This window comes from Sporosarcina sp. P3 (genome assembly GCF_002743415.1).
In the GTDB taxonomy this organism is placed as follows: domain Bacteria; phylum Bacillota; class Bacilli; order Bacillales_A; family Planococcaceae; genus Sporosarcina; species Sporosarcina ureae_A.
In genome coordinates this window covers 1-23279 of the sequence record NZ_PDZE01000009.1, presented here as the reverse complement: position 1 = coordinate 23279, position 23279 = coordinate 1, and the positions used below count along the sequence as shown (strand labels likewise).

Sequence of the window (23279 nt, the reverse complement as noted above, 5' to 3'; positions counted from 1 at the left end):
TGCATAGCGCGTCTTTTTGTACACGATTTATTGACCTATGAAACTCGGTTTTCTTTTCTCGACAAATGCCTGTACGCCTTCGCGATGATCAGTTGTTGCGCGCATGGTTGCTTGTGCTTCACTTTCAAGTTTCACTACTTGCTCGAGTTCCGCGATGCCCGCTGCATGGAGGATTTTCTTTGTTGCTGCCATAGAGGCTGTTGGAGAGTTCAAGATCACTTGAGCACGTTGTTGTGCCGTGTTCCAAGCTTCTCCATCTGCAACCGCTTCATCTACGAGCCCGATCTGCATGGCACTTTTTCCATCGAGTACTTTCCCCGACCAAATGAGTTGTTTCGCTCTAGCTGTACCAACGCGTTCTTTTAAGAAGAAGTGACCGCCACCGTCTGGAACGAGTCCGATGCCAATGAAGTTCATAGCGATTTTACTTGTCTCTTCCGCGATGACAACGTCGCATGCAATGGCGATGCTGCAGCCAAGTCCTGCTGCTGCACCATGTACGGATGCAATCGTGATTTGTGGCATACTGTACATAGATAATGCCAACCTCGACAAGTCGACCATAATATCTTCCATTTTCATCGGACCATTCGGGTTTAACATCGCTTTCACGTTCCCACCTGCAGAAAATGCTCGACCTGCTCCTTTGAACAGTACAACATGTACGGATGAATTATCTTTTAGTTGATCTACGATATCTGCCAATTCTTTCATCATAAGTCCGTCCATCGCGTTCATTACTTCCGGTTGGTTAAAGGTTACTGTAGCTAATCGTCCTTCAATTTCCACTTCGATCTGTTTTGTCAAAATCAATTCCCCCTTTATATGAATGGTTGTTCATTCATTACATTATACACAATTACCTGAGCATTTGCATAACTTTAATAAAAAAGATTTCCCCGACACTTTTCGACGGGGAAACCCATTTTATTTTATAGTTTCTGAGGACGGAAATAACTCTTCCAAATACGCTATTTTCTTATCAATGGCTTCTTCAAATCCTATGATATAAGCGCCAGGTTCTTTCGGATTATGGAATTGCGTCAGCTTGCCAGTTGCTGGTTCCATGAACTTACTTGAAGCCCCGCAACCTAAACCGATAATGGTCTGTGCTTCTTCCATGATCAAAATGTTATACAGACTTTCTTCGCCGGGCTTTGAATACCCAACATTTTCAAGATTTCCTAAGATATTTTTCTGGCGGTACAGATAATACGGTATATAGCCATTTTCGCGTGACCATTCTTCTCCGCGCGTCATCATTTTCCCTACAGTTTCACGGTCCGCTACTTGATATTTGTCTTTGTTACGTGTCATTTCAGATGCCCGCTTGAATGACAAAGTGTGAATCGTCAAAGATTCCGGTTGCATCTTTTCTGTTTCCGCTAAGGAATGTTCAAATTCTTCAAGACCTTCATTCGGCAAACCGATGATTAAGTCCATATTAATATTGCGCATTCCTTGCTCTCGTGACAACCAATATTTATCGATCGTTTCTTGTACAGTGTGGTGACGGCCGATCGCTTTCAACGTTTCGTCTGTATAAGATTGAGGATTGACACTGATTCGATCAATCCCCCACTTCTTTAATACTTCAAGTTTCGGTATGGTAATCGTATCGGGACGGCCGGCTTCCACTGTCACTTCACGAACATGTTCCATATGAGGGAATGACTCCATCATCGTTTCATATAGTGCATCCATTTCATCTGCCTCAATAGACGTTGGGGTACCGCCACCGAAATAAATAGTCGTGATGCGAATGTCATGCTCTTTTAACCATTTACCTATCGCGCGCATTTCTTCATGCAAGCCGTCGAGGAATGTTTCCACCCGTCCACTTTTACGATGAATGGCATAGGCAGGGAACGTGCAATACGCACATTTTGTCGGACAAAACGGAATACCAATATAGATACTTACCTCTTCTTTTAATGCATACAAATCTGGCAATGCATTCAGTTGAACGTCTGCAATTTCTGCTATCAGTTCACTTTTCCGTACCGATACGCGGTGACGTTGCTGAAGCAATTGCTTCGCCTCATGAACCGTATGGCCTTCTTGAAGATACATATGATACAACTTTGTAGGTCGGATTCCTGTTAAAATCCCCCACTCTTGATTCATTCCTGTTGCTTGTTCCAGCACATCTAGCAATACATGGGAATACATTCTTTTACGCTGACGTAGCTGCTGGCGTTCTTCTGTTTCTTTTACATCTTCGGCAAAACGCGACGTATAGTGTTTACCTTGCCAATGAATATCCGCAGTTACACTTGGCGCACCTTCGTAAGCTTCGATAAACCGTAGATCAATCGCTGTATCTTCTGCATGGTCAGTAACTATTTTAGACTGTTCGAAAAATAAATTGGCCAAATGCGTGAACATTCGAATCCAGTCTTGTGGGAACTGTTGATTAACATATAATTGCTGCATCGTTTTCTCCTACTCTCCATCCGTTTAAAAAAACCGGCCAAGGCCGGTTTCGATGTGTCTATTCATTAAAATCCTTCATATAAGTCTTGGACAGGTTTCAATACTACACGGTTTATTTCTTCAATTAACTCGCTAAGTTTCATTTCTGCTGTTAGCATAGCTAGGATTTTCGGATCTTCTTGAGCCAATTGAGCTGTTTTCTGTGCGTGTTCAAGCTCATCTCCCTCAATCTCTTCGCCTGCCATTTGTTTCTGTTGCAAATTCATTTGGATTTCACGGAAGCTTTCGAACAATGCAAGGGCTTGCTCGTCACTTTTCACATCAGCCATTGCTGTTTTCACCGCTACATACTCATCCGTCTTGCGTAAAGTAGATTCTAATTTGTTCATATCATCATAAATGTTTACTGACATACTATCTCCTCCTACAATCCATTTAGTGTAAGCGCAATAATTCCTTGCACAATTCCAATGATCCCACCCAGAAATGCGCCGAGAACCGTAATCATCTTAAACTCTCTACGTGAAATGCCGAGAACTAGATCTTCTAGAACCGCCACCGGGAACGTGTCTACCTGCTCTTTCACCATTTCATCAAGCTTAAGTTTCTTCAATGATTGTTCAAGCTGCGCTTCCGCCTGAGAGAATAAAAAGCTCACAAGCTTTGGTGTTACTTGATTAGCTGTCCACGTAGAACCTTGTGGCCAATAGTATGACAAGCTATGATCAAGTCTTTCATGTACTGCCAATTGATCGAGTGCATATTTTCTCACTGAAGCAAACACACTATCAAAATCGAATCCAGACGTCAACTGTTCCATCGGTTGTTGTTGAACATTATGCCACTCTTTCCGAATCAGTTGATCTATTAAATCTTTTGTTCCAGGTGCTTCTATAAATCGCAAAGCTTCCCGTTGAACCTTGCCGACCAGTGACTCCGATTCTCCAAAAAACATATTGAGCATGCCACCGAATGTTCCTTTGGAAGCCAAGAAATCATCGATTAACTTTTGGAATGTCTGTCTTCCTTCTGCCGAATCAACAAACTGACTTGCGCGTAGTAATATAAAGTCAGAGGCTAAAGGAATTCTTTCTTCGATTTGTTGTTGCCAACGAAGTGGCATGACTTCTTCCACTGTACCTGTTGTCACTTTTTCTTTCATCTCGTAAAGTTGCTGATCAATCAATGTAACCAACTTTTCTTCCACTTGGTCAGGAAGTTTGTCGGCACCCGCAAGCTGAAGCCAGTCGGTCAATGTCTTATCTGATTGCAGAATGTATTGATCCATTTTACTTTGGACAAATACCTCTACACGTTTTTCCATTTCAGGCGTCAACATCTTTTTCCTGAATAGATCAGGTGTCAGCAAATAATTTGTTACCGTTTTACCAAGCTGAGTCGCCAATTCATTTCGACGTTTCGGGATCAAGCCGGGTGTGAATGGCAAACGGGTTTTTCCAATGTATTTTGCCTCATGCGGTCTGAACAACATCTTAATCGCCAGATGATTCGTTACCCCACCTATTAATGCGCCAATAAACGCCATGAACAAAATAGTTAGCACTATTTTCAATCGCTTCACCTTATTCCACTTGGTCTTCGTTCCAATTATAACAAAAACCAGCTGAATGAAAAGCAATTAGAGGCGGAGATTTCTGACTTTACATTTGATAGCCGTTCAGGTACGTTGCAAGTAGAGTATTACTTACCATGAACCTATGTTTTACATACCAACAAAGGAGGCTTTCATTTCATTGAAGAAAGAAATTATTGACCATTTGGGAAGAACGGTTGTGTATAACTTCCCACCTAAACGAATCGTTACGTTATGTCCTGGTATTACGGAAACTTTATTCGGTATTGGCCTTGAGAATGAAATCGTCGGACGCACACGTTACTGTATTTATCCCGAACAAGCTAAGAACGTTCCCGCAGTTGCAGGAACAAAAGATCTGAAATTGGAAAAGATACATGAAGTACAACCTGATTTAATCATTATGGAAAAAGAAGAAAACACAAAAGAGATGGTTGAAATTCTTTCCGAGTTCTATCCAGTATATGTAGCAGAAGTACAGACGATCGAAGAAGCCTATAGAATGATTACAGATATGGGATCATTGACTGATCGAGAGCAACAGTCCGAATCGCTTGTTACGGAAATTAAGCAAGCATTCGCGGAACTCCCTACTCTTCCTGCTGCACGGGTCGCCTATGTCATTTGGCAAAAACCTTATATGGTTGTAGGCAAAGACACCTATATCAACTCATTGTTGCAAAAGCTCGGTTTTATCACACCTTTTGTCGAATCGCTTGATCGCTATCCAGCGGTAACGAAAGAGCAATTCAAGGAAGCTAATCTCGACTTAGTATTGCTGTCATCCGAACCATATCCCTTTAAAGAAAAACAGCTAGTTCAATTCCAAGAAATGCTACCAGATTCAGCTATTCAATTAATTGATGGCGAAATGTTCTGGTATGGGGTTCGGATGCTTGAAGGTGCCAAGTATTTCAAAAACTTTTCATTCGACGTTTGATTTAATTTGCTCCATTGAATATGGTAGACATTCGAATCGCATGCTCCATATCATCATGTAAAGCGATAAAAATTGGATCATATGCCTCTTCAAACGGAATCGTTAGAAACATTTCCTTACATTGTTCTACTGCTTCTAGTTCAAAAACTAACGCGTTTTTGGCTGATTCTTTTAAATTCGTACAAGGCGCTGTTTTTTTCGGATTTGGTACAAACTCGTTCGTTAGTAGATAATACAACTGCTGGAACATCTCGTAATGACTTTTTTCATCCTCATATGCATGGCGAATGAATTCCTGCCACAGCAAATCATTCGTTAGTTGGTACATGGACTTATAATAAAAATACGACTTATACTTTTCCTCGACTGCATTACGTAGTTGAGTAACAAACACACACTCATCCTTTCGTTCCTTTTGGTCAGTTTATGAAACGAACGAACGGGATATCACTAATGGAACAGTAAAGGAGAAAACAATATGCTACAACACTTCAGTTATAAAAAAATGTTTGAAGACACTGATCTACCAGGCTGGACCATTTCATTCTATTACCAAAACAAACAATACAAAGGCGACTATCATAAAGACGGCACGGTTAACTGGACTAACGGCACACCGCCAGATGAAGAAAACGTCTTGCGGATGGTTCATGACCTGATGACTTACCACGTCTATGAATGAGATCCACGTAAACCGACCATCCTCTAACTAGAGGAGGTGCTTTTATGGGCAAAGAACAATCAAAAGGTAAACAACAGTTAGAAAAAGAGCGTTTGAAGATACAAAACCAAAAAACTGAAAACGTCTTTGAAGACAAAAGCCGCATCCCTGACGAACAAAATGCTTTTAAAGAAACTCAACCACGATATGGCGAGTAACAGTTTGATCTAAGACTGAAGACATTTTCCTTGTGTAAAGGACTTGGTCTTCAGTCTTTTTTACAAAGTTTTACTACTTGAGTAAATGACAAAATTGATGCCAACTAGAAGATAATTTCTTCGTACAGCGGTGTTGTCACACCCTCCTTCACTCGATATATCGACACATTATGTATCCCTAAAATGATTTATTCCATTCTGTAAGCAAATCGAATTGTAATTTCTCTATAAATAAATTATTATAAAAGATAACTAACTTTACTTTACAGGAGGTGTACGCTTTGTTCTTTTCCCTCATTTGGGTTAAGCGCGAAGCTATTATTTGGATATTGCCATACGATTGGCAGCATTTGCTGCCTTGATCGCAATCACCGCTTTCTTTGTTGCGTGTGAATTCGCAATCGTGAAAGTCCGCTCATCACGTCTCGACCAATTAATCGATGAAGGTAATCAACGCGCGGTTCTTTCAAAAAAAATTGCCGATAACTTAGATGAATATTTATCCGCTTGTCAGCTCGGAATTACGATTTCGGCTCTTGGCTTAGGTATGCTCGGGGAACCAACAGTTCGCATGATGCTAGCTCCCATTTTCGACATGTTTATGCTCGATGCCAATGTCGAAACCATTCTTTCATTCACTATCGCTTTAGCGATTGTCACCTATTTGCATGTCGTGGTCGGAGAACTCGCTCCAAAGACCATCGCATTGCACAAGGCGGAAGAATTATCCCTATCCCTTGCCGTCCCATTAAATCTATTTTACCGTCTTATGTACCCGGTCATTAAAGGAATGAACGGATCGGCACGTCTTGTTACACGATTGCTAGGCTTCAAATCCATTTCCGAACTAGAAGTAGGTCATACAGAAGAAGAATTGCGCATTATCTTATCCGATAGTTTGCGTAGCGGGGAAATCAATCAAGCAGAGTACAAATACGTCAATCGTATTTTCGAGTTTGATGATCGAGTCGCAAAAGAAATTATGCTGCCACGAACAGAAATGATGACAGTCGAGAAGGATATGACATTATCTGAAGTGTTTGAATTGCTCGGGGTAGAACAGTTTACTCGTTATCCAATTATCGATGGAGACAAAGATCATGTCATCGGACTCATCAATATGAAACATTTGCTAACAGCCTATATTAAAGATCCGTCAAATGGCAGTAAATCGGTCGTCAACTATATGCAGCCGATTATCCGAGTGATCGAAACAATTCCGATCGGAGATTTGCTCTTAAAGATCCAGCGCGAACGTATTCATATGGCTGTTCTATTGGATGAATATGGAGGGACTTCCGGTCTCGTCACCATTGAAGACATACTAGAAGAAATTGTTGGTGAAATCCGCGATGAATTCGACATGGATGAACTACCTGAACTTCAAGTTGTCGGTACGGACCACTATATTTTAGATGCTAAAATGCTGATTGAAAACGTCAATCACGCATTGAATATCGAAATTCTCGAAGAAGATATTGATACGATCGGCGGTTGGTTCATGGATCAACGCTTTGAAGCTATACAAGGCGAAAAGATTATTGAACAAGGATATGAGTTTACTGTTAAAGAAGTAGACGGTAATCACATTCTGTATCTAGAAGCCAAAAAACAACCTTCCGATATAGCAACCAATGAAACTACCGACTCTTCCAAATAAAGCTTTCCCGCTTAAACGGGAAAGCTTTTGTCAATTATCTAATCGTAAGGAGATGCTCCATGAATAAAAAACAGGAAAACTGGCTCCTCTCCATGTGGGCCGTCGCACTCATCGCTACACTTGGTTCATTGTATTTCTCTGAAATCAAAGGCTATACTCCTTGTACGATGTGCTGGTATCAACGGATTTTCATGTATCCTATTGTCTTAATCGGTTTGATCGCACTCATTCAGAAAAACATTTCGATTGCTTGGACTACAGCTTCGTTCGCTTTCATCGGAGGCTGTATCTCTCTCTATCACTACGGCATTCAGAAACTGGCTTTCTTACAAGACAGCGCACCTGAATGTGGTGGGACTTCTTGTACAGGTGCCTATATCAATTATTTCGGCTTTATTACGATTCCTTTTCTTGCATTGATAGCATTCGCTTTTATTTTTATCGCAAGTCTTGTAATCTTAAAACAGACAAAGGAGTGAACCACATTGAAAAAGTTATTAATGATTGGTGGAATTATTGTCGTGATCTTCATTTTGATCATCGTCCTCAATAATAAATCCAACGAAACCAAATTGGCTGACAACCCATACGGTACAAATAATCTACAGCAATCCACTATTGATTTATTGGACAACGAAAGTTACCAGAACGTCGCACTTCCTGAAGAAATATTCGAAAAGATTGAAAGCGGCGAGCCAACAACCGTTTATTACTTCAGTCCCGAATGCCCGCACTGTATGGACATGACTCCGCGGTTGATGCCGATTGCAGACGAATATGATGCACATGTCTATCAATATAACCTAATCGAGTTCGGGGATCAGATGAAGCAGGAATATGATATAACAGCATGGCCTGCACTCGTCCACTATAAAGATGGAAAAGAACAAGGCAGAACAGTCGGCTCACAGCCTGACGATCAAATTAGAGCATTCTTTGATGAATTCGAGAGCAACTAAGGAGACTACGTAGATGACAAGTTTTCATTATACAACTGAACAACCCGGTGAGACGATCGAAAAATTACTGAGAGAACAATGGCAAGGCGGTAAGAAATCAGTTCACCAAATGCGCATGGATAAGAGCGTAACGGATACAGAAGGCCAACCAGTGGAATGGAAAGAACCTCTCCCCGAAGGCACAGAACTGATCTTTAGTTTCTCAGAAGCACAGTCCGACTACAAACCAGAACCTTCCGACTCCTTACGTGTGCTATGGGAAGACGAGCATATACTTGCGGTACACAAACCCGCTGGCGTGTCCGTACACCCAGAACACGTACCTGGTACCGGCACATTGATGAACGAAGTCATGGGATATATCGACGCAAAAGGTGGTAGCTATGCAGAGCATATCCATCGCCTAGATCAGCACACGGCTGGAGTTTTGCTTATCGCAAAACATCCACTAGCAAAAACGATGTTCGACCGTATGTTGGAACAGAATCAAATCGAACGATATTATACAGCTGAACTTGAAGGCCAGCTAAGAAAACCGCGTGGCACAATTAATATGCCAATTGGTAAAGATCGTTATCATGCCACAAAGCGAAGAGTATCACCTTCCGGCCAATCGGCGGTCACGCATTTTAAAGTGATTGAACGTAAAACGGATACGACACTGGTTGAAGCTCAGTTGGAAACAGGCCGAACACACCAAATTCGTGTCCACTTCTCTCATATGGGTCACCCCGTAGTTGGAGATCAGCTATATGGCAGCGAAACGATGTCAAGAGGACCATATAAGCTAGTCGCTACAAAAGTCGCTTTTACACATCCCATTACTTCAGAGTTGATCGTAGTGGAAACTGAATAAGACGAAACAGAGCTGTCCAAGAGGTCGTTTGGCTACGACTTCCTGGACAGCTCTTTTCTACTCTTGTTAACCACATGGCATTGTATGTGTCGGAATAGGAATAAGCGTCCGCCAGTTGAAGCTTCATTACACATGTTACTTTCGAGGTCTTCTCTATTGCCATAGTATGTAATTCCTGAACTTAGAAAAATGTAAAAAAACGCCCTGGAGTATGATTACTTCCAGGACATCTGTATAGTATTATTCCACCAACAACTGCTGAATTCCGCTTTCCAGACGCTGATCTACTTCCTTAGCATCCTCGATATGCTCTACAATAAGTTCATGTGCAGATGAGAATAATGAATTTGCCTTTTGTAACTCTCTTTGCATAAGCGTGGATAATTCATTCTGCTCTACAATCATCTTTTCAATTGAGGAAATATCAACCTGACTCCCTTTAACCGTCTCCAAAATATGATCAATCTTAGATGCAGTCTGTAAACTGACCGCTATTCCTTGTTCAATCAACTTCGAACTTTTCTTTGTAGCTTCCAACGCTTCCAAAATTTCCTCTTTAAGAGAATTCGTTAATTGCTGGATATCTTTTGTACTGGTCGACGTGCTCTCTGCCAGTTTTCGTACTTCTTGTGCGACGACAGAAAACCCTTTGCCATACTCGCCTGCTCTTGCCGCCTCAATTGAAGCATTCAATGCTAAGAGATTAGTTTGCGCAGCGATGTTTTCGATGACACCGACAATCGACTGGATTTCTACAGACCGCTCACTCAATTGCGACATACTATCTTCCGACTCTTTCATATGCATACCTAGATCATTCATGACTTGAGCGGTTAACCTCACATCATCTGCACCAGTTTCCGCTTCTTTTACCATATATAATGATTTTTCTTCCAATGAATGACCATTTTCTTGCAACTGTGAAGAGGATTCAATCGTTTTGTCACTTAGCTTCTGTATTACATGAAAGCTTGATTCGATGTCAGATACTGCATCACCTAAGACATGGTGTTGAGCATTCACTTTTTCGTGTTGTGCAACTGCAGCAGTCAATTCTGTCTCTACTTTTTTGTAACGGCGGTTATCTGTTTGCTCTACTTGTAGAGGTGTCGTTTGTATGATCGTTTTGTCTTCCATTAGGCGCCTATCCGGTTGCCTTCTAAATATCCCCATGTTCTTCCTCCCTTTTACTCATTAGACCCATTTAATACGTGTCTGGATCCGTACCTGTCCGTTCATTACGGTTTAATGCGTCGATCATCGACATATCCGAAAGTGTTAATTCAAAATCTGCCACTTCACTATTTTCGGTAATCCGGTCAAATGATACAGACTTCGGAATAACGATCAATCCTTTTTGGATATGCCATCTAATAATAACCTGTGCCACAGTCTTTCCGTACTGCGCAGCGATTGCTGTGAGTGTTGCATCTTCAAGAATTTGCCCTCTGGCTAGTGGACTCCAAGAAGTTACCGCAATTTGATGGTCACTGCAAAAATGTCGCAATGGCTCTTGAGTTAAACGGGGATGAAGTTCTATTTGATTTACCATAGGACGGATATTGGCAATCGTAAATATCTCTTGTAAATGAGCTTCATGATGATTCGAGACACCAGTAGCTCGAATCAACTTTTCATCGTAAAGTCTTTCAATTGCGCGATATGTATCCACATAACTTCCAGTAACAGGCCAATGTGTCAAATACAAGTCCAAGTAATTCATGTCCAATCTAGTTAATGAACGTTCGAAAGCACGCAGTGTTTCATCGTATCCTTGTTCATCATTCCATACTTTTGAAGTCACAAATAAGTCTTCACGCGCAATACCGGAGTGACGGATTGCCTCTCCTACCGCTTGTTCATTATTATATATAGAAGCTGTATCAATTGCGCGGTAGCCTAGTGAAACCGCTTTCTCAATGGCTTGCATAGTTCGCTCGGGTTCTGTCATTTTATATGTACCTAAACCGAACTGCGGCATTTGCACACCGTTGCTCAGTATAACCATCTGATCAAAAATCGTTGACATGAAAAAATCCTCCTTTATACACTCATAATGTAATTGTACATTATTTCATAGAATATACGAAACCTTTTTCGATATAACAGGTTGATTTCTTCTTAAATAACGAATATTATTGTCTATGGACTTTATTATGTTCGTAATATAAGGAGAGAATACACAGTGTTTCAATTAAAGAAGAATCAAACGACTGTCAAAACAGAACTACTGGCGGGGATGACTACCTTCCTGACAATGGTCTATATCGTCATCGTCAATCCCATTATTTTATCGGAGGCCGGTGTTCCATTTGACCAAGTCTTTTTAGCCACTATAATAGCTACTGTCATCGGGACTCTTTGGATGGCCTTATTCGCAAATTATCCAATCGCCATTGCACCTGGTATGGGATTGAATGCGTATTTTGCTTCTGTCGTCATTGGGTCTAACGGTCAACTCGATTACTTGACAGCATTTTCTGCAGTCTTTATAGCGGGTCTAATTTTCATATTATTATCGATGACTTCTTTCCGGGAAAAGCTAATAGAAGGAATTCCTGAAAACCTTAAACACGGAATTACAGCGGGAATCGGTTTATTTATCGCATTCATCGGACTACGATTATCAGGTTTAGTAGTTCCTCATGAATCCAACATTGTACAACTCGGTGAACTTACCTCACCTGCTGTATTGCTAACGTTGTTCGGATTGCTTGTGACCATTATTCTTATGAACCGCAATGTCTATGGTGCTATTTTTATAGGTATGATTGCAACCGGCATCGTCGCTTTCTTCACGAAACAGCTACAATTTGATGGCGTAGTGAAAATGCCTCATCTGCCTGAAGGTATTCTTGTATGGAATCCAGCACTAGCAATGGGAGATGTCATTTCTTATGGTTTATACGGTGTTGTCCTATCATTTCTACTCGTTACTCTATTCGATACAACCGGAACAATGATTGGTGTAGCCAAGCAAGCTGGACTCATGAAAGGTAAATCGCTACCTCGTGCTCGCCATGCGCTTCTAGCCGACTCTGTAGCCGCCACAGTCGGCTCAATGGTCGGAACCAGCCCTACGTCCGCTTACGTCGAGTCGTCCTCTGGCGTAGCTGTAGGCGGTCGTACAGGCTTGACTACATTAACAGTTGCAGTGCTATTCATAGCCGCAGCGTTTTTCAGTCCGATCGTCAGTGCCTTATCCGGCGTCGCAGCCATTACGGCACCTGCTTTGATCATTGTAGGCAGTTTGATGATCGGTGCAGTGAAAAATATAGACTGGGACTCATTCGACGAATCGTTCCCAGCATTTCTAGTTATTTTAACGATGCCACTGACTTCAAGTATTGCGACAGGTATCGCGCTTGGGTTCATCACATACCCATTACTGAAGATTACAAAAGGGCAAGGTAAGTCAGTTCCGCTGTTGATGTATATCTTTGCAGTATTATTCACCTATCAGTTGCTATTCCTGCCTCATTAAGATTTGTTAGTAAGCTGTCACATAAAATGACGAAGAATATTTCATTTATACAATTTTTACGGTATACTGTATGAAGGACTATCGATTTCATAGGAGGTACAAACAATGCGACTCATTCTAATTATGGCCGTTTCTTTTGCATTCTTATCTGCCATCTTGACTGGCGGATATGAAAATAAGCCAGGCGAATCAAAAACGAATCAAATGAAATAAATAAAAAAGGGATTGGCCATGAGCCAATCCTTTTTTTATATTATGTTAAATGTGCAAATCCTTGTTGACGAAGCGCTTCATAGATAAGAATCGCAGCAGTATTCGACAAGTTCAATGAACGGATATGCTCATTGTTCATCGGAATACGCAAACAACTCTCTTTATACTTCTCTGTTATTTCATTCGGCAATCCAGTTGTCTCTTTGCCAAACACAAAGAAAATATCCTGATCAGTATCCGAATAATCAAACGTGTCATAGCTCGTCTCTCCGAATTTGGTTATGAAATAAAACTCACCCTCCGGATACGCGTCTAAAAACTCTTGGATCCCATCGTGATACGTAATATCAACATGTTCCCAGTAATCCAGTCCCGCACGTTTCAACATTTTATCTTCAGTAGAAAAACCAAGTGGCTTTATTAAATGAAGAGCTGTATCAGTCCCCGCACACGTACGTGAAATATTCCCCGTATTCGCGGGTATTTGTGGTTCGAATAATGCAACATGAATCGTCATCTTACTACCTTCTTTCAATTAATGTACAGCTGTTCCATAGCTTGCGTAATTTCACTCACGACAAACTCCTCTTCTTCCATAACCAAACATTCTTTCAGCACCTCTTGTGCGTCTGTCGTTCCAATCTCCCCAAGTGCCCAGGCCGCTGTTCCTCTAATCATCGGTCGCGGATCTTCTTTAATCAATCGGGTGAGTTCCGGTATCGCCGATTCATCTTTAAAATGAGCCAATGCAATGAGCGCATTTCGCTGAATCGGATTCTTCCCGCGCCAAGAGCCCGACATATGGCCATATTGCTCTTTAAATTGCCGATTGGATAATGACAATAGTGACAGTAACAAAGGTTTAACGAGCTCTGGCTCAGGCGTGAATGCAAGTTGATGCTGGTGATTCATTCCTTTGTTTTTTGGACAAACGGTTTGGCATGTATCACATCCATACAATCGATTTCCGATCTTGTGACGGAATTCTTCAGGTACAGGTTTCTTTGTTTGTGTCAAAAACGCAATACAACGCTGTGCATTCAATTGTCCAGGCTGTATAAGCGCACCAGTCGGACAAGCATCCAAACATAAATTACAGTCTAGACATTGATCTTCCATCGGCTCATCTGGTGTAAATGGCAGATTTGTAATCATTTCACCCAGATAAACGTAGGATCCGAACTCAGGTGTAATGATGGAACAATTCTTAGCTGACCAACCGATACCCGCACGTTCTGCTACAGCACGATCTACAAGTTCTCCTGTATCCACCATAGAACGAAGTCGCGCATCTGGTACCTTAGTCAGAATAAATAACTCGAGCTGTGCTAGTTTGTCACGCAACACGGTGTGATAATCTTCACCCCAAGAAGCCCTGCAAAACATACCGCGACGTTCCCCTTTTCTCCCACGAGGACTATTCGACATTTTCGAGGGGTATGCAACGGCTATAGAAATGATACTCTCTGCTTGATCTAGTAATAATAAAGGCTCCGTTCGTTTCTCAATATCCGACTCTTCAAAACCCGATTGATAGTTCAATCGTTGCTGTTGTTTTAAACGATCTTTCAATTTCACAAACGGGGCTGCTGTCGTAAAACCAATTTTGTCAATTCCAATGGACGCCGCAAACGTTTGTATTTCATGCTGTAACTGAGCGACATTCACCATTCCCCGCCTCCCTTATGATAAGATGAAGTAAAATTACAAGCAGGTGATACTGATGCAACTTACTATTGATACTTCTATATTCTCGAAAATTCCTGATTTTAAATTAGGCATAATCTATTATAACAAAACAATCGTCTCCGCATCACCTCAGATGCTAAAAGGACGACTACAATTATTCCAAGAACAACTATACTTCGAGCTACTCGATAAAGATTTCACGGATTTTAACGGTCTAGCAGAGTGGCGATCCATTTGGACAACTCTTGGTGCAGACCCGTCGACTAAGCCACCAGCTCTTCAATTACTCTTACAACAGATCAAAGATCGTCACTATACTCCATCCTTCCATAGTGCAGAAGATCTGAATACGTTCTTTTCCTTGCAATACGAAATTCCGACTGTTATTTACGATGCGGACAAAATAGCAGGAGATATTATGTTGTCTATCGGCACCGCTGAGGATGGCTACGAAGGATTGAATAATCAATTCAATACCTTGGAAAACATCTTACTCCTAAGCGACGGTTACAGTCCATTCGGTAGTCCATATGTTGATTCTATACGAACAGCCGTAACAGAGGAAACAGAAAACATCATCCAACTTCTTTTCATTCGCCCTTCGTTGGAGCAAGATCAGGCTTTACAACTAACTAATGCTTGCGGCAAAATGTTCACAAGCATCAACGGTGGGGACTATCAAAGCTCTGTATTGGATAGACAGAATCCTAACTTCATCCTAACAAAAGAGGTGGAACAATGAATATTACATTAGCTGAAGGCATTAAATTAAAAAGCATTCTATCTAAACAAATACGTGAACTAGAAACAGAAGCCCAACGAGTGGCTTTCATAACGGTTGAAAAAGGCGCGCCACGTCCGATAATCAGCCGAACATTACAAGATGTAGAAGCTGAAATGGAACAAGTGAGACTAGACCAACGCAAACTAGATTATCTCATCTACGTAGCAAACAGTACAAATACAGTAGAATTCGAAGGCAAACAACTACCATTAGTTGAAGCCATTGAACTGGCTATCCAATTGCGTGCAAAGTCTTCTTACTATAAACAATTTTCTTTAGCGAGTAAAGAAGAAATACAATACGGTTTTGCCGAATCGACTACAGTTTATCGAGTGGCTTTGTTTGATCCAGAAGAGTATCGACTGAAAGCACAGCAAGCAGAAAAAGCAGCTCATCAATTATCGAATCGTATCAACATGAAAAACTATTCAATCGTTCTAGACTTCGATGGCGCCAACTACTTTTAACCTCAAAAAGGTGAGACTCCTTTTTGAGGCATAGAGTGGGAAATATGTACTTAAACTTGCTAAACCAATTACACATTACCCTTTACACATTGACCAATGACCTATTACCAACCACGTCCATGGCAATGAACCCTTACTGAGTAACACCCTTCCATATTTCCCCTCTGTGGCCTGCTACCTGTCATTTTGACAGATAGCAGGCGTTTTTTGTGTTTTTTAAAATAACAGGACTATAGCATAACTACACCAAAGATATATGATACTCCATTGATTCATTCGTTTCCGAACAAAACTATCGTACAACTAATTCAAATTGCTCTTTATGCGTATATAAAAAAAATGTAGATACTAGTTTATATCCGTTCGACTAAGTCAAACATACTTCAATTTCTCTACTATCTACCATTCCTTCCCAACACGGATCTTTTGCTAATTCCGCTTTCCGTAATATGAAATAAGCAAAGAAAAATTTATCTTTGTGCATACTACATAAACTTTATTATTATGGTCATCTTAATCTACATCTAACTTATTAAAAATAACTTTGTAAGGGGTTTTTGCATTGAGTATAGGAGAAAGCACGTTATCCATTTTTGCTTTGGGTGGCATCAATGAAATTGGTAAAAATATGTACGTACTACAATATGAAGAGGATATCATCATTATCGATTGCGGTGCCAAGTTCCCAGATGAAACTTTATTAGGGGTAGATTTAATTATTCAAGATATATCCTATTTGCAAAAGAACAAAGATAAAATTCGTGCATTGATTGTGACTCACGGACATGAAGATCATATCGGTGGTATTCCATATTTACTAAAACAGCTACGTATCCCCGTGTATGCAACTAAATTAACGCTCGGATTAATTAAATTGAAATTGAAAGAACATGGCCTTCTACGTACAACGGAACTGAAGACGATTCATGCGGATTCGAATGTCGAAGCCGGTACGATCAACATGACATTCTTCAATGTAAATCATAGTATTCCGGATTGTCTAGGAATAGCGATTCATACACCAGAAGGGACTGTGGTACACACAGGCGACTTCAAGTTTGATTTAACACCTATAAATGGAAAGTATCCAGATTTTCATAAAATGACCGAAATTGGGGACCGCGGAGTGTTGCTTTTATTATCCGAGAGCACGAATGCTGAACGTCCAGGTTTCACACAATCTGAACGGGTCGTTGGCGAACATATTGAAGATGCATTTCGTAAGGCCAATCAAAAAATCTTTATCTCTACATTCGCATCCAATGTGTATCGTGTTCAGCAAATTATTAACGCCGCAACTAAAACAAATCGAAAGGTTGCGTTGCTTGGTAGAAGTATGGTCAACATTGTATCTGTTGCAGCGGAACTTGGATATTTAACAATACCTGATGGCACTTTGATAGAAGCTAATGAAATCAATCGGATGGCACCTGAACGAGTTGCCATTATTTGTACAGGCAGTCAAGGTGAGCCTATGGCAGCTTTATCACGCTTATCCACTTCAACGTACCGCCAAGTATCTGTATTAGCTGGAGATACCGTCATTCTTGCATCAAGCCCTATACCTGGTAATGAAAAAAGTGTGTCACGCATCATCGATAATTTATTCCATTTAGGGGCCAAGGTACTCTATGGATCCGGTAGCACATCCGGTATGCATGTTTCAGGACACGCCTTCCAGGAAGAATTAAAACTCATGCTCACCTTGATGAAGCCAACTTATTTCATCCCGATTCATGGTGAGTTCCGCATGCTTCAGCAACATCGAACATTAGCCGAATCCGTAGGAGTAAAGAGTGAAAACATCTTCATCATTAACAATGGTGATGTAGTAGATATTAACAATACTGTCGCTAGCCAAACAAGACGCATACAAGCTGGTAGCGTATTTGTGGACGGGCTAAGCGTTGGAGATGTCGGGAAAATTGTATTACGTGATCGTAAATTGCTTTCAGAAGAAGGAATGTTAATTATTGTGATTTCCCTAAGCAAAGCGGATGGGAAAATCATTTCTAACCCCGAGATCATTTCCCGTGGATTCGTCTATGAACGTGCTGCAGAAGATATTCTGCATGAAGTGAATCAGCTAGTTATTACGATCATTAATGAATCAAGACAATCGAATGGAGATAAAACTAGCGAATTAAAACATCATCTGAAAAAGGCAATTGAGCAGCTCTTATATACCCAAACAAAAAGAAGACCGATGATTCTTCCGTTCGTAATTGAAATATGAAACTGATGTAATAATTTCCAAAACCCTTTTAGGAATAACAGAACATTTACATGCCTTGCGGAGTTGTTTGATGGTCCGTCATCTTTCATTCCATTGTGCCTGCCAACAGGCTCCTTTTGTTTATGTGAATAGAAAAGAATAAACAGGCAAACAATATACCTATACCATTTTTTAAATTGAAAGGAATGCTTTCCAATGACCAATCATATTCAGGAAGGTATCTCGGAATGCGAGAGAGCGTTAACGCATATGAACAATGCTTTACCAATGGCCCATCATGAAGCTAAACAGAAAATGCAACATGCTGTAAAAGATCTAGAAGAATGTATTGCTAAATGCTGCGAATTATTGCAATGAATGAAACACTGTGAAATAATTTAGTTTTTATGTACAAAATCCTGAATATTCATTTTGAACAAAATTGTCTTGGAGGCTATAAACGCAGTTATTGTATTTTCCAACATCAATACACAAGATGACAATTGCAGCTATGCTTATGTTGCATCTGACATGAAGTTTCTGCGAGTATGTACACCAAGCCAGCCACATCAACGGTTGGCTTTTCCTACATAGGCCATCATTCTCCCTTCAAGTAAAATTGTGACGCAGACCTATATACTTTCATGTCGTGTACACCACTTATTTTGTAATAAATTTCTATACTATTTTATTTTAGAAAGGATAATTTAAAATGGATCTCAATCTCGTTTGGCAAACAGTCCTTATTTTCATAATAGGAACTATATTTTTAAGAATTGGTGGAAGAAAAACCATTTCACAAATGACTATTCCCCAAACTGTGATCATAATTTCAATTGGTACTTTGCTAATCCAACCAGTTGCAGGTCATGGTCTTAAGAACACCTTTATGGTAGCTGGTTTATTAATACTTCTCTTACTAGCAGCCGAATATATCCAATTAAAAATTGACAAAGCGGAAGGTACTTTGTCAGGTAAAGCAGTACCTGTTATTGAAAACGGAACATTAAATGAGAGTAATTTAAAGAAACATCGGTTAACTGTAGATAGACTAGAAGAGCGCTTAAGGCAAGTGGGTGTTACACATATTAGTGATGTTCAATATGCTACACTTGAAACCAGTGGACAGTTAGGTTATACGTTAAAATCAAACAAGCAGCCTGCAACCAAGCAAGATATTCAAGACCTTCATGATTTAATTAGTAACAATAATACAAAAACACCCCGACATTCTGCTAATCAAAGCAATAATATTTTCACCGAGACCTTACAAGAGAATATACAAGGAATACAAAATAGCAAGGGAAATTCAGATGTTCCAAAACATTTACAATAGAAAATTTCCATCAACCTTAAATTCTAACAAAATGATGATTATAGACACTCTACTCTGCTATAGCGTCGCATTAGGATCCCCCCTCTTTTGCGACTGCTATATTCATGCGTTTACATAGTAACAATTTGGATCTGAATATTATTTAATGTAATATTGGAGATTAGGGGGGATTAAAAATGAGTCACAATCATAACCATGCACATGGTACAAACAAAAAAGCCTTATTGATTAGCTTTATAATCATTACAATTTATATGATTATTGAAGCGATAGGAGGATTCCTTACTAATAGTCTTGCTTTATTATCCGATGCAGGGCATATGTTAAGTGACTCCATATCACTTGGGGTTGGTCTATTGGCCTTTACATTGGGAGAGAAGACTGCAAATTATAGTAAAACCTATGGATATAAGCGTTTTGAAATACTAGCCGCTATATTTAATGGGGTTACACTTATACTAATTTCAATCTACATATTTTATGAAGCTTTCCATCGTTTAGCAGAGCCACCTGCAGTCGCATCGACTGGTATGTTATTTATTGCCTCCATTGGCTTACTAATAAATATTCTTGTTGCATGGATACTCATGCGCAAAGGTGATACAAAAGGAAACTTAAACATACGTGCTGCATTTCTTCATGTAATTGGTGATCTATTAGGATCTGTTGGTGCAGTTATTGCTGCATTACTCATTATGTTTTTAGGGTGGAATCTAGCGGATCCAATAGCAAGTGTTATTGTTGCTATTCTCGTTTTGATAAGTGGTTGGCGAGTAACCAAAGACGCAGTACATATATTAATGGAAGGTACTCCAGAAGATGTTGATGTAGATGAAGTGATCCAAACAATAGAAAACGTAACCGGTATTATAAGCATCCACGATTTACATGTATGGAGCATTACAAGTGGACAAAATGCTTTATCTTGTCATGCGGTAATTAATGGAGCCTTAACTGTGCAAGAGAGCCAAAAAATATTACGAACAATAGAACAGGAATTAATTCAAAAAAATATCCATCATGTAACGATTCAGATGGAGAGCGGTGATCATTCACATGACGACTCCTTAATTTGTAAAATTAATCAAGAGTCTGAATAACTTAAGAATACCTCCATTAATATTCATCTGTTTTTCTTTAGTAAAGCATCAAAATATGGTTCTAAATCAAACGTTCGGGTGATGTAACTCGCACATCATCCTTCAACCTAAATGAACCCCAATTTCTTTATACTGTATGTTTAATAAGATTTTCGCTCTAAAGTGATCGAAACGTTTAAAGCCATAGGCATTGCGTTTCATCACTTTTGTTTTGTTATTAATACCTTCTAGGAGGTCGTTCGAGTACTTAAAGGAGAAACTGTATAGAATCTTTACCTGCCAGTTTTTAAGCGTTTGAATCGCTTTTAAAAACGCTGGAATGTGCCCTTTCTCTCCCTTTCGGTAAAAGTCTTGTACTCTTCTTTTCACCTCGACTAAATCGTCTGTTGTCTTTGCCCCAATCAAACCATTCACAATAGGCTTCCTTTAATTCGTAAGCGGTCTTCAACTCGTCCGACATACTTAGATAGCGATTCAGATACCAACGATGTTTGTCAGTTAGTTTTTCACTTCGCTTGTAAAGCACGTGTCGCATGTGCTTACACTTCTTACGGTCATATGCATGCCACTCTCTCTGAACTTTACGTCGTGCTTCGTCAATTGCCCAATAAATATACCGACAGTAATGAAAGCGGTCAGCGACAATGACTGGGCGACCTAACGCCGTCTTCACAGCTGCTTTAAAGCTTGGGTTCATATCCATCCCCACCAGTTCAACGTCAGCTCCATATTGATAAAGGTAATCTTTGATGGTGTCTTTCCTGCGGTTCGACAAGATATCTAGGGGTTCATGAGTTTCTGCATCCGCGATGACAATTGATAGGTACCGGCATCTGTATCGCCTTTATATCCATCAATCGCAATCGCTTTAGGCAATCTACCTCCTTTTTTCAATTCATTTTTCGCTACTTCTTTGAAACGGCGAATCACAGTTGAGCAGGATGTACCTAACACCTCGCCTGCTTCTTTGAAGGTCTTCGCTTTTACACTTCGAATACGGACTACACGATTCCACTCTTTAGAATACCGTTGATACTTATCGACAAATGGTGATTTCTCCGCAAACCTTTTCCCACATGGACATGCGTACCGACGACGTTTGTAGAACAGAACACTCAAACGTTCAAACCATTTGTGGTGTTTAATTTTCTGAATGCGATAATCATGGATCTTCTTTGTCAGCGTTCCACAAGCAGGCATTGGTGAGACTTCAGAGGAAGGGAAACATGAAGTGCGAATCGGTCTCCAACTTCTTCAATTTTATTAACCTCCACACTTTTTAACCCCGGCGTATTCATGGTATTATTCATATGCACGTATCACCTTTCATTTACTTGTTTCTAGACAATCCAAGTATAAAAGAAATGGTGATTGCGTGCATTTTTTATTCAAATTGAGTCTACACCCCAACAAATATTATAGAACCAACATTTATTATAGAACCATAAAATATTTTTAATGCCGATAGTATTGCCTCAAAACAAAAAGCATCTACAAACGTTTTGTATCAACGTTTGTAGATGCTATAGATCTTACCTAAACTAACACGATAAAACCTGGTGATACCCGAGGCCGGACTTGAACCGGCACGCCTCGCGGCATCGCATTTTGAGTGCGACGTGTCTGCCATTCCACCACTCGGGCACGTGTAAAGTAATTATATAAAATTATAAGGCGGCAACCGGAATCGAACCGGTGGTAAGGGTGTTGCAGACCCGTGCCTTACCGCTTGGCTATGCCGCCAACATAGTGGAGCGGAAGACGGGATTCGAACCCGCGACCCCGACCTTGGCAAGGTCGTATTCTACCACTGAACTACTTCCGCAAAAATGACTGGGGTAGCTGGATTCGAACCAACGAGTGACGGAGTCAAAGTCCGTTGCCTTACCGCTTGGCTATACCCCATTAATGGGGCGGACGAGGGGTATCGAACCCCCGAATGTCGGAATCACAATCCGATGCGTTAACCACTTCGCCACGCCCGCCATGATATGATTACATACAATATAGTAATGAGTCTTAATGTTTCTGAAAAAAATGGGGCGGACGAGGGGTATCGAACCCCCGAATGTCGGAATCACAATCCGATGCGTTAACCACTTCGCCACGACCGCCATAATAAATATTAATTTAAAAATACAGGGGCAGTAGGAATCGAACCCACACCAAAGGTTTTGGAGACCTCTATTCTACCGTTGAACTATGCCCCTAAATGGTGGTGGGGGACGGATTCGAACCGCCGAACCCGGAGGGAGCGGATTTACAGTCCGCCGCGTTTAGCCACTTCGCTACCCCACCAGTAAGGATGCCGGCGAAAGGACTTGAACCCTCAACCTACTGATTACAAGTCAGTTGCTCTACCAATTGAGCTACACCGGCATATACATGGTGGCTCAGGACGGAATCGAACCGCCGACACAAGGATTTTCAGTCCTTTGCTCTACCGACTGAGCTACTGAGCCACATTTGTTATTTTTAGAAAGACGCTTTTGAAGCGTATGTATAAAATGGCGGTCCCGACGGGAATCGAACCCGCGATCTCCTGCGTGACAGGCAGGCATGTTAACCGCTACACCACGGGACCTTGGTTGCGGGGACAGGATTTGAACCTGTGACCTTTGGGTTATGAGCCCAACGAGCTACCACTGCTCCACCCCGCGATAATAC

23 protein-coding genes, 12 tRNA genes and 1 pseudogene are annotated in these 23279 nt (G+C 40.7%); 14 read left to right on the top strand and 22 right to left on the bottom strand.

Features of this window, described 5'->3' with window-relative positions; translation table 11 throughout:
* Positions 1-27: 27 nt before the first annotated feature.
* From CSV61_RS11820 to CSV61_RS11805, 4 genes are all read right to left on the bottom strand, one after another.
* Positions 28-813 (bottom strand): enoyl-CoA hydratase, encoded by a 786-nt coding sequence (locus CSV61_RS11820; protein WP_099639374.1) that lies wholly within the window; start codon positions 811-813, stop codon positions 28-30.
* A 114-nt stretch (positions 814-927) separates the two neighbouring features.
* A complete protein-coding gene (locus CSV61_RS11815) occupies positions 928-2436 on the bottom strand; it encodes a coproporphyrinogen III oxidase (RefSeq protein ID WP_099639373.1) in 1509 nt (502 codons plus the stop codon).
* Between the two features lie 65 nt (positions 2437-2501).
* Positions 2502-2849, bottom strand: coding sequence for a YlbF/YmcA family competence regulator (locus CSV61_RS11810; protein ID WP_099639372.1), 348 nt, complete (start codon positions 2847-2849; stop codon positions 2502-2504).
* Positions 2850-2860: 11 nt separating this feature from the next.
* A complete protein-coding gene (locus CSV61_RS11805; RefSeq protein ID WP_369824371.1) occupies positions 2861-4000 on the bottom strand; it encodes a DUF445 domain-containing protein in 1140 nt (379 codons plus the stop codon).
* Positions 4001-4190: 190 nt separating this feature from the next.
* Between CSV61_RS11805 and CSV61_RS11800 the strand changes: the two genes are divergently transcribed.
* On the top strand, positions 4191-4970 hold the full coding sequence (locus CSV61_RS11800) for a helical backbone metal receptor (RefSeq protein ID WP_099639370.1): 780 nt from the start codon (positions 4191-4193) through the stop codon (positions 4968-4970).
* 1 nt (position 4971) lies between these two features.
* Here the strand turns inward: CSV61_RS11800 and CSV61_RS11795 are convergent, their stop codons facing one another.
* A complete protein-coding gene (locus CSV61_RS11795) occupies positions 4972-5364 on the bottom strand; it encodes a ferritin-like domain-containing protein (protein ID WP_099639369.1) in 393 nt (130 codons plus the stop codon).
* Positions 5365-5448: 84 nt separating this feature from the next.
* On the opposite strand from CSV61_RS11795, the gene CSV61_RS11790 reads away from it, so the two are divergent.
* The 6 genes from CSV61_RS11790 (at position 5449) to CSV61_RS11770 (ending at position 9324) form a co-directional block, all read left to right on the top strand.
* Positions 5449-5652: a YheE family protein gene (locus CSV61_RS11790; protein ID WP_083033470.1), complete on the top strand. Its 204-nt coding sequence runs from the start codon at positions 5449-5451 to the stop codon at positions 5650-5652.
* A 44-nt stretch (positions 5653-5696) separates the two neighbouring features.
* A complete protein-coding gene (locus CSV61_RS16845) occupies positions 5697-5849 on the top strand; it encodes a hypothetical protein (RefSeq protein ID WP_156890527.1) in 153 nt (50 codons plus the stop codon).
* A gap of 322 nt (positions 5850-6171) precedes the next feature.
* Positions 6172-7509 (top strand): hemolysin family protein, encoded by a 1338-nt coding sequence (locus CSV61_RS11785; protein WP_199173624.1) that lies wholly within the window; start codon positions 6172-6174, stop codon positions 7507-7509.
* 59 nt (positions 7510-7568) lie between these two features.
* Positions 7569-7988 (top strand): disulfide oxidoreductase, encoded by a 420-nt coding sequence (locus CSV61_RS11780; protein ID WP_099639368.1) that lies wholly within the window; start codon positions 7569-7571, stop codon positions 7986-7988.
* Between the two features lie 6 nt (positions 7989-7994).
* Complete coding sequence (locus CSV61_RS11775) at positions 7995-8468, top strand: thioredoxin family protein (RefSeq protein ID WP_083033475.1); 474 nt, start codon at positions 7995-7997, stop codon at positions 8466-8468.
* Between the two features lie 13 nt (positions 8469-8481).
* Positions 8482-9324 (top strand): RluA family pseudouridine synthase, encoded by an 843-nt coding sequence (locus CSV61_RS11770; RefSeq protein ID WP_099639367.1) that lies wholly within the window; start codon positions 8482-8484, stop codon positions 9322-9324.
* A gap of 240 nt (positions 9325-9564) precedes the next feature.
* Here CSV61_RS11770 and CSV61_RS11765 read toward each other — a convergent pair whose 3' ends face one another.
* Together CSV61_RS11765 and CSV61_RS11760 are read right to left on the bottom strand one after the other, a co-directional pair.
* Entirely contained in the window at positions 9565-10497 is a 933-nt protein-coding gene (locus tag CSV61_RS11765; protein WP_099639366.1) for a methyl-accepting chemotaxis protein, read from the bottom strand.
* Positions 10498-10528: 31 nt separating this feature from the next.
* On the bottom strand, positions 10529-11353 hold the full coding sequence (locus tag CSV61_RS11760; protein ID WP_083033481.1) for an aldo/keto reductase: 825 nt from the start codon (positions 11351-11353) through the stop codon (positions 10529-10531).
* 156 nt (positions 11354-11509) lie between these two features.
* On the opposite strand from CSV61_RS11760, the gene CSV61_RS11755 reads away from it, so the two are divergent.
* Positions 11510-12808, top strand: a complete 1299-nt coding sequence (locus tag CSV61_RS11755; RefSeq protein ID WP_083033483.1) for an NCS2 family permease — start codon at positions 11510-11512, stop codon at positions 12806-12808.
* 253 nt (positions 12809-13061) lie between these two features.
* Here CSV61_RS11755 and trmL read toward each other — a convergent pair whose 3' ends face one another.
* Together trmL and queG are read right to left on the bottom strand one after the other, a co-directional pair.
* Positions 13062-13538, bottom strand: coding sequence for a tRNA (uridine(34)/cytosine(34)/5-carboxymethylaminomethyluridine(34)-2'-O)-methyltransferase TrmL (gene trmL / locus CSV61_RS11750; RefSeq protein WP_099639365.1), 477 nt, complete (start codon positions 13536-13538; stop codon positions 13062-13064).
* Positions 13539-13552: 14 nt separating this feature from the next.
* Complete coding sequence (gene queG, locus CSV61_RS11745) at positions 13553-14689, bottom strand: tRNA epoxyqueuosine(34) reductase QueG (protein ID WP_099639448.1); 1137 nt, start codon at positions 14687-14689, stop codon at positions 13553-13555.
* 55 nt (positions 14690-14744) lie between these two features.
* Between queG and CSV61_RS11740 the strand changes: the two genes are divergently transcribed.
* The 6 genes from CSV61_RS11740 (at position 14745) to CSV61_RS11720 (ending at position 20612) form a co-directional block, all read left to right on the top strand.
* Positions 14745-15452, top strand: a complete 708-nt coding sequence (locus CSV61_RS11740; protein ID WP_099639364.1) for a B3/B4 domain-containing protein — start codon at positions 14745-14747, stop codon at positions 15450-15452.
* On the top strand, positions 15449-15961 hold the full coding sequence (locus CSV61_RS11735; protein WP_099639363.1) for a hypothetical protein: 513 nt from the start codon (positions 15449-15451) through the stop codon (positions 15959-15961). The genes CSV61_RS11740 and CSV61_RS11735 overlap by 4 nt, the downstream gene beginning before the upstream one ends.
* Positions 15962-16523: 562 nt before the next feature.
* A complete protein-coding gene (locus CSV61_RS11730) occupies positions 16524-18197 on the top strand; it encodes a ribonuclease J (protein WP_099639362.1) in 1674 nt (557 codons plus the stop codon).
* Between the two features lie 195 nt (positions 18198-18392).
* Positions 18393-18554, top strand: coding sequence for a hypothetical protein (locus CSV61_RS16840; protein ID WP_158233847.1), 162 nt, complete (start codon positions 18393-18395; stop codon positions 18552-18554).
* A 334-nt stretch (positions 18555-18888) separates the two neighbouring features.
* Positions 18889-19512 carry a DUF421 domain-containing protein gene (locus CSV61_RS11725; RefSeq protein ID WP_099639361.1) on the top strand — a complete coding sequence of 208 codons (624 nt, stop codon included), beginning with the start codon at positions 18889-18891 and terminating at the stop codon, positions 19510-19512.
* Positions 19513-19688: 176 nt separating this feature from the next.
* Positions 19689-20612 (top strand): cation diffusion facilitator family transporter, encoded by a 924-nt coding sequence (locus tag CSV61_RS11720; RefSeq protein WP_099639360.1) that lies wholly within the window; start codon positions 19689-19691, stop codon positions 20610-20612.
* 102 nt (positions 20613-20714) lie between these two features.
* Here the strand turns inward: CSV61_RS11720 and CSV61_RS11715 are convergent.
* The 13 genes and pseudogenes from CSV61_RS11715 to CSV61_RS11655 all read right to left on the bottom strand — a co-directional run bounded on the left by CSV61_RS11715 (position 20715) and on the right by CSV61_RS11655 (position 23272).
* Positions 20715-21928 (bottom strand): annotated as a pseudogene (locus CSV61_RS11715) (ISL3 family transposase).
* Positions 21929-22175: 247 nt separating this feature from the next.
* Positions 22176-22256, bottom strand: a tRNA-Leu gene (locus CSV61_RS11710).
* A 28-nt stretch (positions 22257-22284) separates the two neighbouring features.
* Positions 22285-22355 (bottom strand) — tRNA-Cys (locus CSV61_RS11705).
* A gap of 7 nt (positions 22356-22362) precedes the next feature.
* Positions 22363-22437, bottom strand: a tRNA-Gly gene (locus tag CSV61_RS11700).
* A gap of 8 nt (positions 22438-22445) precedes the next feature.
* Positions 22446-22517: transfer RNA gene (locus CSV61_RS11695), tRNA-Gln, on the bottom strand.
* A 4-nt stretch (positions 22518-22521) separates the two neighbouring features.
* Positions 22522-22597: transfer RNA gene (locus CSV61_RS11690), tRNA-His, on the bottom strand.
* Between the two features lie 53 nt (positions 22598-22650).
* Positions 22651-22726: transfer RNA gene (locus CSV61_RS11685), tRNA-His, on the bottom strand.
* A 25-nt stretch (positions 22727-22751) separates the two neighbouring features.
* A tRNA-Trp gene (locus CSV61_RS11680) sits at positions 22752-22822 on the bottom strand.
* Between the two features lie 3 nt (positions 22823-22825).
* Positions 22826-22910 (bottom strand) — tRNA-Tyr (locus CSV61_RS11675).
* Between the two features lie 8 nt (positions 22911-22918).
* Positions 22919-22991: transfer RNA gene (locus CSV61_RS11670), tRNA-Thr, on the bottom strand.
* Between the two features lie 7 nt (positions 22992-22998).
* Positions 22999-23074, bottom strand: a tRNA-Phe gene (locus tag CSV61_RS11665).
* A 46-nt stretch (positions 23075-23120) separates the two neighbouring features.
* Positions 23121-23196: transfer RNA gene (locus CSV61_RS11660), tRNA-Asp, on the bottom strand.
* A 1-nt stretch (position 23197) separates the two neighbouring features.
* Positions 23198-23272 (bottom strand) — tRNA-Met (locus CSV61_RS11655).
* Between the last annotated feature and the right edge of the window lie 7 nt (positions 23273-23279).

Excerpts from the sequence above, each read along its gene's own strand:
- CSV61_RS11725 (WP_099639361.1), top strand. The coding sequence starts at position 18,889 with ATGGATCTCAATCTCGTTTGGCAAACAGTCCTTATTTTCATAATAGGA.
- CSV61_RS11735 (WP_099639363.1), top strand. The coding sequence starts at position 15,449 with ATGAATATTACATTAGCTGAAGGCATTAAATTAAAAAGCATTCTATCT.
- CSV61_RS11740 (WP_099639364.1), top strand. The coding sequence starts at position 14,745 with ATGCAACTTACTATTGATACTTCTATATTCTCGAAAATTCCTGATTTT.
- CSV61_RS11790 (WP_083033470.1), top strand. The coding sequence starts at position 5,449 with ATGCTACAACACTTCAGTTATAAAAAAATGTTTGAAGACACTGATCTA.
- CSV61_RS11760 (WP_083033481.1), bottom strand. The coding sequence starts at position 11,353 with ATGTCAACGATTTTTGATCAGATGGTTATACTGAGCAACGGTGTGCAA.
- CSV61_RS16840 (WP_158233847.1), top strand. The coding sequence starts at position 18,393 with ATGACCAATCATATTCAGGAAGGTATCTCGGAATGCGAGAGAGCGTTA.
- CSV61_RS11770 (WP_099639367.1), top strand. The coding sequence starts at position 8,482 with ATGACAAGTTTTCATTATACAACTGAACAACCCGGTGAGACGATCGAA.
- CSV61_RS16845 (WP_156890527.1), top strand. The coding sequence starts at position 5,697 with ATGGGCAAAGAACAATCAAAAGGTAAACAACAGTTAGAAAAAGAGCGT.
- CSV61_RS11815 (WP_099639373.1), bottom strand. The coding sequence starts at position 2,436 with ATGCAGCAATTATATGTTAATCAACAGTTCCCACAAGACTGGATTCGA.
- trmL (WP_099639365.1), bottom strand. The coding sequence starts at position 13,538 with ATGACGATTCATGTTGCATTATTCGAACCACAAATACCCGCGAATACG.
- CSV61_RS11810 (WP_099639372.1), bottom strand. The coding sequence starts at position 2,849 with ATGTCAGTAAACATTTATGATGATATGAACAAATTAGAATCTACTTTA.
- CSV61_RS11720 (WP_099639360.1), top strand. The coding sequence starts at position 19,689 with ATGAGTCACAATCATAACCATGCACATGGTACAAACAAAAAAGCCTTA.
- CSV61_RS11780 (WP_099639368.1), top strand. The coding sequence starts at position 7,569 with ATGAATAAAAAACAGGAAAACTGGCTCCTCTCCATGTGGGCCGTCGCA.
- CSV61_RS11765 (WP_099639366.1), bottom strand. The coding sequence starts at position 10,497 with ATGGGGATATTTAGAAGGCAACCGGATAGGCGCCTAATGGAAGACAAA.